Raw genomic sequence first — 9,363 nt, forward strand, 5'->3', positions numbered from 1 at the left:
CATTACTATATTGCGCCTACAACGGTGGTGCGCGCAAGGGATGTTATGGTAAATAAATGCACCCACTAATAACAAAAAATGACTTCTATCATTTTAAGGAACAGTATTTAAGATATTCTTTGCCATAGACAACGCATTTGAATATTTTTCATTAGCAGCCCTGATAGAATCTTCTCTATTTTTCTTCTCTCTATTTATATATTCAGCTATTTTATCTTGTTCCTTTATATTTGGAACTGGTATTTTTGTTTTCATAACATCACTATCTAATATAGCTGGATAACTCGATCCAGTAGAAAACTTTCTAAACTGCTCTAGTGTAGACTCCATTTTCAATACAAACTGAAGATACATTGGGTTTATTTTACCTTTCTTACACCTTATAACACTAAATCCTGTAGATGCTATCTGATCATTGAATTCTTCTGGAACTATAGAGATAGCACCTCGAGTAGGTCTACAAGTGGAAATAATGATATCATCCTTCATAACTACTTTTCTTGCTCGTGATGGAGCTTCCTCACCAACTAACTCTTGAGGTGAAGTGATATTTCCAGATGTAACATCAACACATGATATATCTATGTATTTGAAAACATCATCAGGTTTTTTAGTCGGATCTCTCTTTTCTTTTACAATAAACGCGACATCAGAAACATTCATTACTATTCTAGGATCAAATTTAACTATTTCTTCTGGAGGAAGATGATAATCAATATCCCAACGTCCCTCTAAAGATAGGTTAGCCTGACTTGTTAATTTAACTTTCATTTCCAACCCACCTTTTTATGAAAATCTTCAATTACTGTATTTATTTCACTTCCTTGCTTAGCTCTTCCTGTTGCATCAAACCCAATGTTATTTATCTCGCAAAGAAAAACTTCACTTTCATTTTTTTCTTTTTCATCGGTTTTATTTTTTTCAAAAATACATAATGACGTTTTAACCATAGCTCCATATGGCTGGAATGTCTCTTCTGGCAAGCTAATGATGGCTTTTATTTTAGCTTTATTTAAAACCCATTCTCTTACAAATAAAGATGTTTTGTTTTTTAATAACCCATCAGGAAGAACTATAGCTAATTTACCTCCCGGCTTAAGGAATTGAAAACATCTTTCTAATCCGATTATTTCTAAAGGCAATGATTTCTTCTTATTCCCAAGTTCAAACCTACCAACCATTCCCATAACTTCCTGTCTCATTATTGAGCCAAATGGAGGGTTGGTCATAATAACATCAAAAACCTCAGGTGACTGATTAGAATCACCACCAATTGAAACAATGTCAGGATAATTATCAAAGCTTAACAGCGAATCCAAATTTCTAATATTAGTATGCCCATCATCATGAAGCATCATATCCGTCATAGCGATACGAACCATGCGATCAGATTTTTCTATTCCATGTAAGTGAAAAAACTTAAACTGATGAACGCCATAATCATCCAATGTACTACGTTGATTAACCATAACATAATCCAAACACTTACTTAGAAAATGTCCTGATCCACAAAAAGGATCTAATATTACATCAGACGCGGTCGGTTTAACTATCCCTACAGCCAGCTCAACAATAGGGTCAGGTGTGAAATATTGCCCCATCCCAGCACGAATAGCAGAGCCAAGTACATTTTGGAAGGCTGTACCCTTAACATCTGACTTGCTATCAACAAAAGAAAAATCTTGTAACTTTTCTACAACTTTAAACAAAGCTATATCACTTAATTTTATTGGCGCCTTGAAAACCCCTCGGGAACGTTCATACCCAGGTATTCTCTGACTATATACTTCTATTTCTTTCTTTTTAGCTTCTTCATAAAGCTCTCGAATATTAGATGCTGCTTCAGAAGGGTTTGCTGAACCATAAGTTTGAAAACCAAAGTCTGCGCCAACGGGTTTTTCTATTGTTTTTCTTTCATCAAAAATCTTCACATATATTACTTTTGACAACTCATCTAAGGCTTCATCATCATGCAACCCATCTACATCCCTGAGTATATTATGGCAATCAACTAGTAGCCTACTATACTCTTCACTTATAGGGGTTAGCCCGGTTTTTCTACCATCTTTTAAATGAATCAAATCCCTAGAAAGCTTTACCTTTACGGATAAATCACCACCATATAGAGGGATGTCTGATATATAGTCAAAATCATTAGGATCTATTTTTTTTCTTAAGCTTTTTGTTGTTATACCATCAGTTACCATTCCAATAGTCGCTGTATGCGTCGACGCTAAATATGATTCAAGTTGCCTTTCAGCCTCTTTATAATCTATTTGACTTGAGTTTCTTGATTTAGTCTCAATAATCAAAAACGGCCTTCTGCTATCATTCTTTATCGTTATATCTGCTTGTTTTTCTGAAGAACCCATTTTTATAGACTCTTCTATGGTTATTTTTTCACCTATCCAACTTCTTGGATATTTATAAACAGTCAGCAGCCGATGAAGAACCCATTGCCTAACAAATTCCTCAATCGCATTCGGTGCATCATCAAGAGAACCATGAGAAGCTTCCCACTCTACAGCCCTTCTTTTCGCTGAAGCAACATCTCCATGACTTTGAAACAACCAATCATCTGGATGTATAAGACAAAACTCGCCCAAATTAGCCATTCTACTCACCTTTAATTAATTTTACACATTACGTGTTAGATTTACACGCAGCGTGTAAATCTAACCTGAATACGACATTTCTTCAATGGTCAGAGACACATTAACTTACGGATCATTTTGATTTAACTGGTTTGATCAGATAAAACCTGTCGTTTTGTTTATTCGTATATTCCCCTCCAATGACCTGCACACAAGGCTTGCCTTCACACGTACTGATATTGGCAAGCGGAGCTTTCTGTTCCCAGATAGCCTCCATCCGCTGCATTTCGGCAATGCGCGCATAGCCGCTGTCGATAAAGTAATACATTCCCCAAAGGCATCCTCCTGTGACAGCAAGCATCGTCAGAGCAATATAAATCGCGGACTTCCACGTATAGCGCGACATTTCGCGGCGCATGGCGTACACGGAATCCTGAGCCGCTTTAACCACCTGATTAAGGGCATTCACGGCGGGCTTCTGCTGCTCAATTCCGGCTTGTTTCAACTCGCGCTCAACCAGATTCAGTGCGGTACTGACTGATTTTTTGACAGTCTCTGTCATGTTGCCGGAGGCACTGTCCAGCTCACCGATAACCTGAGCCAGTTGTGCTGTCTGCCGGCTTAACTGGGCAGATTCTTTCTGAAATTCGTCAATCAGCGCGGCAACCCGCTTTTCCTGCGCCTGCTGATGCCCGATAAGGGCGGCAATCTGTTTAATTTCGTCGCTCATGTAAAATCCTGTCTATCGTGAGAATGACCAGCCTTTATCTGGTTTATTTTGTTTCTGTTCAGCGAGTCGCTGGCGCTGTTTTTCAGCGAGAGCATCGCGTTTCTGCTGTCTGACCATTTCCTGATGAATGCCCTGAAATTCTGCCATTGCATCATTAACCAGAGACTGAAGGTCAATCTCGTCCTGTATCTCCTTCATGGCATCACTAACCAGTTCATTCAGCTTTTCCGGCTCTTTTTCAAAATCAAACGTTCTGCCCAAAGAGGCTTCCTGTTCAGGTTCAGGCTGTTGCGCCGCTTTCTCTATCTGCTTATCCCGTTCCGTGAGTGCTTCCCGCAATGAGGTCGTCACATCAATCACACTGTCACGTTCATCACGGCACTGTTGCGACTGTCTTTCGGCTTCCCTGCGCTCAATCACTGCCTGTAACTGGTCGGTATCGAATCGCTGCACCTGTCCAGCACCGAAGTGCCGTTCTGGTTCACGCTCGATACCCTGAGCTTTCAGGGAACGGGCATCAACACGGTCAGCATGATGATGCCGCTCAAGATGGGCGTTCTGAACATCAGCCCAGCGTTCACGCTGGGCGACAAGGTATTCTTTGCGTTCGGTCGGCGCTTCCCCGAAACGTACCTTTTTCGCACCGCCGCGCTCCGGCTCTTTGTTATTAGCGCGTTTAAAGTAGTGCTGCGGGTCACGGTCAATGCCGTCATTAAGGCGCTCAGAAAACATAATGTGCGCGTGCGGCTGCTCTCCGCCGGCTATCGCCGCTTTCGGGTTATGGATAGCAAACTGGTACGCATGACGGTCGCCGATTTCCTGCCGGACAAAATCGCGGACAAGCTCGAGACGCTGCTCAGGTTTCAGCTCACGCGGCAGGGCGATTTCAATTTCGCGGTAAGTGCAGCCGTTGGCACGTTCAAACGTGTCAGCGGCTTTCCAGAACTCTGACGGTTTATGCGCTGCCCATACCGGCATATTTCCGGACTCTTTATGTTCAAGGTCGGAGTCTTTTTCACGGGCATACTTTGCCTCACGCGAAATATAATCGGCATGGGGAGAGGCGCTGCCTTTCCCGCCTGTTTTTACGCTGAGGTGATAGGATGCCATCGTGTTTTATCCCGCTGAAGGCGCGCACCGTTTCTGAACAACGTGAAGAAACGTCTAAGTGCGCTATCAATAAAAAAGAATGATAGGGATTGTAGTGGAATTTGACCTGAGTTGCCAATAATGAGCATAATCATCCGTATAAATAAACCAGAGAATGAGGCAAACATGAAAAACGAAAAGCAAGCACAATGGTTAGATAACAGAGTGCAATTTATCCGCGGACTAAAATCACCGAATGAGCAACAACGCTTATTGCTGATACTGTCCGAAAAACAGGATACGACAGCCCAAGAAATGAGAACACTGTCATTGCTGATTCAGGCAGAACGAAGCGCACAGAAAGCACAGGAAGCCCGCACAAAAGTCATGAACCTCATTCACGCTGAAAAACGGGTAGTGGTTAAAGCCGAACGTAAAGCCCGTGACCATGCGTTATATCAGTCAGCCGGATTACTCATTCTCGCCGGCTTAGTGGACAGTAAAACAGGGAAACCGATGGATGAACCGGCGGCATTATTAGGGGCATTAGTCAGTTTGAATGACTTATCACGTGATAATCCCAAATGGAGTGAATGGAAAATAAAAGGTGATGAACTCCTGAAAACGAAAAAATAGAGTTAGGGTTTGAATGCCATTCAAAAGCAGGGATAAAACCCTATTTGAATACTAAAAAAGGGTCTTAAGCAGATCTTTTTTGCTTTTAAGATCCCATAACAAATTTTTTAATGTGTTAAGTTACAGTTCTTTGGTTTAAATGTTGAGCTAGCATAACTTGAATAAAAACTAGGACGGTAATTTTTATGTCATACATGATTTATCTAACATTAAATGGTAAGAAACAAGGCTTAATATCAGCAGGATGTTCTACTCTCGATTCTATAGGAAACAGATATCAAAAAGGACACGAAGATCAAATACAGGTACTTAGCCTAAATCACACCATGACCCGTAGCCAAAATGTAAGTCATCATCCAATACAATTTATCAAACCGATTGATAAATCCTCTCCATTGTTAGCTATGGCTATAGATTCTAATGAATCATTAAACGGTGCATTTATTTTCTATAGAACTAGTCAGACAGGACAATCAGAACTTTTCTATGAATTAAAAATCACAGAGGCAACTATTGTTGATATTTCGTGTGAGTATCCAAATTCAATTAATAGCAACGAATTGATGCCATATGAAAAAGTTTTCCTTCAGTACAAATCTATATCATGGAGTCATGTAACTGCGGGAACATCCGCTTATAGCATATGGGATGATCGAGTTTACTGAAAATTAAAGCTAAGCATATATGCTTAGCTTTTTTTCTTTTCGTTTATATATATAAGGATAAAAGTCAAAAAAAGAATGACAGCACTTCCTACTAAAGATGAAATCCACCATTCTTCGGAAAAAAAATAAAGTGATATCATACTCCATGTAAAAATAGCAACAACAGGAATATTTGTCCAAAGTAATTCTTTAATAAAAAAACAAGAAAGATCTTTAAACCACCCTTTACTAAAAATTTTATGTTTCATTATAAATGACCCATCATTTCTGCAATAACACGGGCAACTTCTTCCTCACTTACTTGTTTTTTATTGAATCCTTCTATTAAGTAAACTCCTTTTTCAAGCTCAGGCTCAACTATAAAATATAACATTTCCAACTTCTTAAAATACAAAGCCCAGTACAATTGCGGGCTTTGTATTTTAAGCCTACTTGCTGCTGCTGAAGCTTTTTCATAAGCCCCGTAAAATTGAGCTACGGTAAATGCCGCACTCATAAATCGTCTAGCTATATTTTTTACAACTACGCTTTTAATTATATTTAAATATATAGCTTCTGCTATTATAGATGCTGCTCCTAGCTTAATTGTTTTTCCAATTGCCGCTTTAGACAACTTCTCCAATATTAAGCCATATATTCTTTTCTTCTCTCTCTCCTCATTCTTTTTAAAAATCTCATCAATATAAGTTTCCACTATCTTCAAAATAAAATTCCTGCTTTCTTTATTTTTAAGATTCAATAAATTTAATTCAACTCTCTTATCTTCTTCTTTTATTCTTTCATATACATCCTCATAACCATCGAAAAAATATGAAGCTTGCCATAATTTACGCCTCATCCCTAATCCTATAGTTTCTATGACTTCTCCGCCTAGTTCCATGGTGTCCTCTACTGCTCTTTCTAGTTTTAGAGCAGCCACACGGTTAGCTTCTTTTACTCTCAAAGACCAGTCACTTTGTCGATCAACTTCTCTCCAAAGATCATCTTCAATACTAGAACCCATATATAACTCCAAATTAATGCTTAATTGCATTTTCATCAAATTTTAGTGTCAATACTCTGCCATCAGAAACTCGCATATTAACTCCATCTGCGTTAGTAGATGATAGCAATTGGAAACAATACATCATCATCACAGCTAGTTTGTCTTCTGCTATAGCAGGGCTATCGACTAAGACCTTTTTAATTTCTTGCATTAATACTTCTTTGGCATCCATACAATATCACCATCGCTTGTTCACTAATCGGGAGAATATAACATCTTTATATAAAAAACTGCATATCAATAAAATGGGAACTTATCATTAAAATGAAATATTATTCATTCATAAAAAATAATTTCTACTTGATAGAAGTTTATTTATTCTTATCCAGAAAAAACAGAAATAGTGACTCAACGGATTTCCCCCCCGAAACATCGGGGGGGAAACATGATTAAGCAATGCTGAATGTATTACCTTCATTAGGGTAAACTCTTAGCTGGTGTTTATTTTTCTGAGGCGACCCCTTCAAGCTGAAAAACGCGTAGTGGCTAAAGCAGAGCGTAAAGCGCGTGACCATGCGTTATACCAGTCAGTCGGATTACTCATTCTCGCCGGCTTAGTGGACAGTAAAACAGGGAAACCGATGGATGAACCGGCGGCATTATTAGGGGCATTAGTCAGTTTGAATAACTTATCACGTGATAATCCCAAATGGAATGAATGGAAAATCAAAGGAGAAGAGCTCCTGAAATCAAAAAAATAGCGAGGAGGTTTGAATGGTATTCAAAAGCAGGGATAAAACCGCCTGAGTGGCATCAGGTTAATCTCGGGGTGTTTTTTCCATAGATAGACATGATGAGTTTACAAAGCCTCTTAGATCGCCTTACAACTCACTTCCTGTTAAACCGTGAGCGTAGCGAACTCAATGGCACGGAGTATTCAGCGATTCAGAAGCCTAATGGTCGGAGACAAAAGGAAAATACAGCGGGTTGCCCGAGCTTGGCGAGGGAGCTATTTAGTGTGTTGATCGTCATGTGTTTTGAAAAGGAGCAAACAGTGTTTGCGACATCCTTATTGATAACCTGAAATGTGATGAATCTGACAAATTAAGGTGAGTTATCCACAGCCGTTTTCCTTTTTAACTTGTTTTTTCTTGTTTTTAACCTTGTTTTCGGACGTTTATTTCCTATATAAATCAATCTAATAGGAGGTGATAGATGGTGTTTTTTACGGTGATAGATGGTGTTTTTTACGGTGATAGATGGTGTTTTTTACGGTGATAGATGGTGTTTTTTACGGTGATACTCACAGCTATTAATGGTGTTAAAATAAAATATACCATTAATACTTTGTATGGTGTATATTTTTTAACACCATACTTGAGGTTAATGATGAATAACTTAATAGCTTATAAATCAAATGCTCTAATAGAGGCTAGTTATAAACTAACCTTGCAAGAACAAAGAGTTTTGCTTATGTGTATTGGGAAGTTAAATCCTACCAGTGAAATTCCAGAAAAAATCTTTCAGTTAACTGCCGAAGAATTTTATCTAGCATTTCCAAATATGGGGACTGGAAATGCAGAAAGACACTTGCAGGATGCTGTAGATAAATTAGCTGAGAGATGGATTCAAATACATTGGAAAAATAAAAAAGAAGAGATCCGCTGGATTCAACAAAAAGCTAAATATTTTGGTGGTGAAGGAAAAATAGAATTAACTTTTTCTGATTCAATAATGCCATATCTAACACAATTAAAGGGTCAATTTACCAGTATTGCTGTTAAAAATGTGTCAGCTCTTAAGCGCACATACAGTATTAGGATCTATGAGCTATTGATGCAGTTTAAAGCAACTGGAGATAGATTAATTAGCGTTGATGATTTTCGTTCTATGATGGGACTTGAAGATAAATATTCGAAGTTTGCTGAACTAAACAAGTTCGTGATAAAGCCGGCTATTAAAGAATTAAATGACAAAAGTGATCTTGTTGTAACTGTTAATATTGTAAAAAAAGGTCGAATAGCTAGTGCATTACATTTTCAATTTAGACAAGACAATCAAATAAAAATAGCGATTTGAGGATGAAAAATGGCATTAGTATCAATTAGTGAAGCAGCTAGGCTAATAGGGAAAAGTAGAACAACAGTACATCGTTACATATCGAATGGAAAACTGTCCATGTGCACAGGTGAGCATGGTGATAAAAAGCTAGATACATCAGAGCTATTACGAGTTTTTGGTGCATTCAAAAGTGTTCATAATGAACAAGGTGACAATGTAACAACTGAACATCATGTAACACATGAAAACAACATTAGTACAGGTAACACCAAGCAGTTAGAACAAGAAATAGAACACTTAAAGCAACTCGTTACAGCGCAACAGTCTCATATAGACAGTTTAAAACAAGCCATGTTACTCATTGAGTCTAAGCTACCGGCGACACCTGAACCTCAACCCGCAGCGGTGGCAAAAAAATCGTGGCAATTCTGGTAAAAATAGCCTGTTCAGACTGTTTTTACCACGAAACCAAAACCCCTCGTCCGATAACAATTCATCAACACGATAAATGGTGTTTTTTACGGTAGATAAAGTGGATTTTTGAACGGTTGAAGGTGTTTTTTGATTGAGTGCCTAAGCGGGTGTCTATCCAAAGTTAAAATG

General features: G+C 38.5%; 12 protein-coding genes. 5 read left to right on the top strand and 7 right to left on the bottom strand.

Going from position 1 to position 9,363, the window contains the following annotated elements; all coding sequences use genetic code 11:
* Nucleotides 1-93: 93 nt before the first annotated feature.
* From H8A87_RS15710 to H8A87_RS15725, 4 genes are all read right to left on the bottom strand, one after another.
* On the bottom strand, nt 94-771 hold the full coding sequence (locus tag H8A87_RS15710) for a restriction endonuclease subunit S (protein ID WP_198690884.1): 678 nt from the start codon (nt 769-771) through the stop codon (nt 94-96).
* Complete coding sequence (locus H8A87_RS15715; RefSeq protein ID WP_198690885.1) at nt 768-2,615, bottom strand: restriction endonuclease subunit M; 1,848 nt, start codon at nt 2,613-2,615, stop codon at nt 768-770. The genes H8A87_RS15710 and H8A87_RS15715 overlap by 4 nt, the downstream gene beginning before the upstream one ends.
* Before the next feature lie 112 nt (nt 2,616-2,727).
* A complete protein-coding gene (locus H8A87_RS15720) occupies nt 2,728-3,324 on the bottom strand; it encodes a tRNA modification GTPase (RefSeq protein ID WP_232370302.1) in 597 nt (198 codons plus the stop codon).
* A 12-nt stretch (nt 3,325-3,336) separates the two neighbouring features.
* Nucleotides 3,337-4,434 (bottom strand): MobA/MobL family protein, encoded by a 1,098-nt coding sequence (locus tag H8A87_RS15725; RefSeq protein ID WP_198690886.1) that lies wholly within the window; start codon nt 4,432-4,434, stop codon nt 3,337-3,339.
* 165 nt (nt 4,435-4,599) lie between these two features.
* On the opposite strand from H8A87_RS15725, the gene H8A87_RS15730 reads away from it, so the two are divergent.
* Both H8A87_RS15730 and H8A87_RS15735 read left to right on the top strand, forming a co-directional pair.
* A complete protein-coding gene (locus H8A87_RS15730) occupies nt 4,600-5,049 on the top strand; it encodes a conjugal transfer protein TraD (RefSeq protein WP_198690887.1) in 450 nt (149 codons plus the stop codon).
* Nucleotides 5,050-5,234: 185 nt separating this feature from the next.
* Nucleotides 5,235-5,714 carry an Hcp family type VI secretion system effector gene (locus H8A87_RS15735; RefSeq protein ID WP_198690888.1) on the top strand — a complete coding sequence of 160 codons (480 nt, stop codon included), beginning with the start codon at nt 5,235-5,237 and terminating at the stop codon, nt 5,712-5,714.
* A gap of 23 nt (nt 5,715-5,737) precedes the next feature.
* Here H8A87_RS15735 and H8A87_RS15740 read toward each other — a convergent pair whose 3' ends face one another.
* From H8A87_RS15740 to H8A87_RS15750, 3 genes are read right to left on the bottom strand one after another with little or no spacing between them, the layout of a single operon-like run.
* Nucleotides 5,738-5,962 (bottom strand): hypothetical protein, encoded by a 225-nt coding sequence (locus tag H8A87_RS15740; RefSeq protein WP_198690889.1) that lies wholly within the window; start codon nt 5,960-5,962, stop codon nt 5,738-5,740.
* Entirely contained in the window at nt 5,962-6,717 is a 756-nt protein-coding gene (locus H8A87_RS15745) for a hypothetical protein (protein WP_198690890.1), read from the bottom strand. Before H8A87_RS15745 ends, H8A87_RS15740 begins: the two co-directional genes overlap by 1 nt.
* A 13-nt stretch (nt 6,718-6,730) precedes the next feature.
* Nucleotides 6,731-6,931: a hypothetical protein gene (locus tag H8A87_RS15750; RefSeq protein ID WP_232370303.1), complete on the bottom strand. Its 201-nt coding sequence runs from the start codon at nt 6,929-6,931 to the stop codon at nt 6,731-6,733.
* 310 nt (nt 6,932-7,241) lie between these two features.
* Between H8A87_RS15750 and H8A87_RS15755 the strand changes: the two genes are divergently transcribed.
* The 3 genes from H8A87_RS15755 (at nt 7,242) to H8A87_RS15765 (ending at nt 9,195) form a co-directional block, all read left to right on the top strand.
* Entirely contained in the window at nt 7,242-7,460 is a 219-nt protein-coding gene (locus tag H8A87_RS15755) for a conjugal transfer protein TraD (protein WP_332460384.1), read from the top strand.
* 628 nt (nt 7,461-8,088) lie between these two features.
* The gene (locus H8A87_RS15760) at nt 8,089-8,778 is read left to right on the top strand and encodes a replication initiation protein (RefSeq protein ID WP_198690894.1); all 690 of its coding nucleotides are present in this window, start codon (nt 8,089-8,091) and stop codon (nt 8,776-8,778) included.
* A 9-nt stretch (nt 8,779-8,787) separates the two neighbouring features.
* Nucleotides 8,788-9,195: a helix-turn-helix domain-containing protein gene (locus H8A87_RS15765; RefSeq protein ID WP_198690891.1), complete on the top strand. Its 408-nt coding sequence runs from the start codon at nt 8,788-8,790 to the stop codon at nt 9,193-9,195.
* Nucleotides 9,196-9,363 lie beyond the last annotated feature (168 nt).

Source organism: Xenorhabdus lircayensis (genome assembly GCF_016306625.1).
Taxonomy (GTDB): Bacteria; Pseudomonadota; Gammaproteobacteria; order Enterobacterales; family Enterobacteriaceae; genus Xenorhabdus; species Xenorhabdus lircayensis.

Bases quoted from the DNA above. Each gene is read 5' to 3' on its own strand.
- H8A87_RS15710 (WP_198690884.1), bottom strand. From the start codon at position 771: ATGAAAGTTAAATTAACAAGTCAGGCTAACCTATCTTTAGAGGGACGT.
- H8A87_RS15715 (WP_198690885.1), bottom strand. From the start codon at position 2,615: ATGGCTAATTTGGGCGAGTTTTGTCTTATACATCCAGATGATTGGTTG.
- H8A87_RS15720 (WP_232370302.1), bottom strand. From the start codon at position 3,324: ATGAGCGACGAAATTAAACAGATTGCCGCCCTTATCGGGCATCAGCAG.
- H8A87_RS15725 (WP_198690886.1), bottom strand. From the start codon at position 4,434: ATGGCATCCTATCACCTCAGCGTAAAAACAGGCGGGAAAGGCAGCGCC.
- H8A87_RS15730 (WP_198690887.1), top strand. From the start codon at position 4,600: ATGAAAAACGAAAAGCAAGCACAATGGTTAGATAACAGAGTGCAATTT.
- H8A87_RS15735 (WP_198690888.1), top strand. From the start codon at position 5,235: ATGTCATACATGATTTATCTAACATTAAATGGTAAGAAACAAGGCTTA.
- H8A87_RS15740 (WP_198690889.1), bottom strand. From the start codon at position 5,962: ATGAAACATAAAATTTTTAGTAAAGGGTGGTTTAAAGATCTTTCTTGT.
- H8A87_RS15745 (WP_198690890.1), bottom strand. From the start codon at position 6,717: ATGGGTTCTAGTATTGAAGATGATCTTTGGAGAGAAGTTGATCGACAA.
- H8A87_RS15750 (WP_232370303.1), bottom strand. From the start codon at position 6,931: ATGGATGCCAAAGAAGTATTAATGCAAGAAATTAAAAAGGTCTTAGTC.
- H8A87_RS15760 (WP_198690894.1), top strand. From the start codon at position 8,089: ATGAATAACTTAATAGCTTATAAATCAAATGCTCTAATAGAGGCTAGT.
- H8A87_RS15765 (WP_198690891.1), top strand. From the start codon at position 8,788: ATGGCATTAGTATCAATTAGTGAAGCAGCTAGGCTAATAGGGAAAAGT.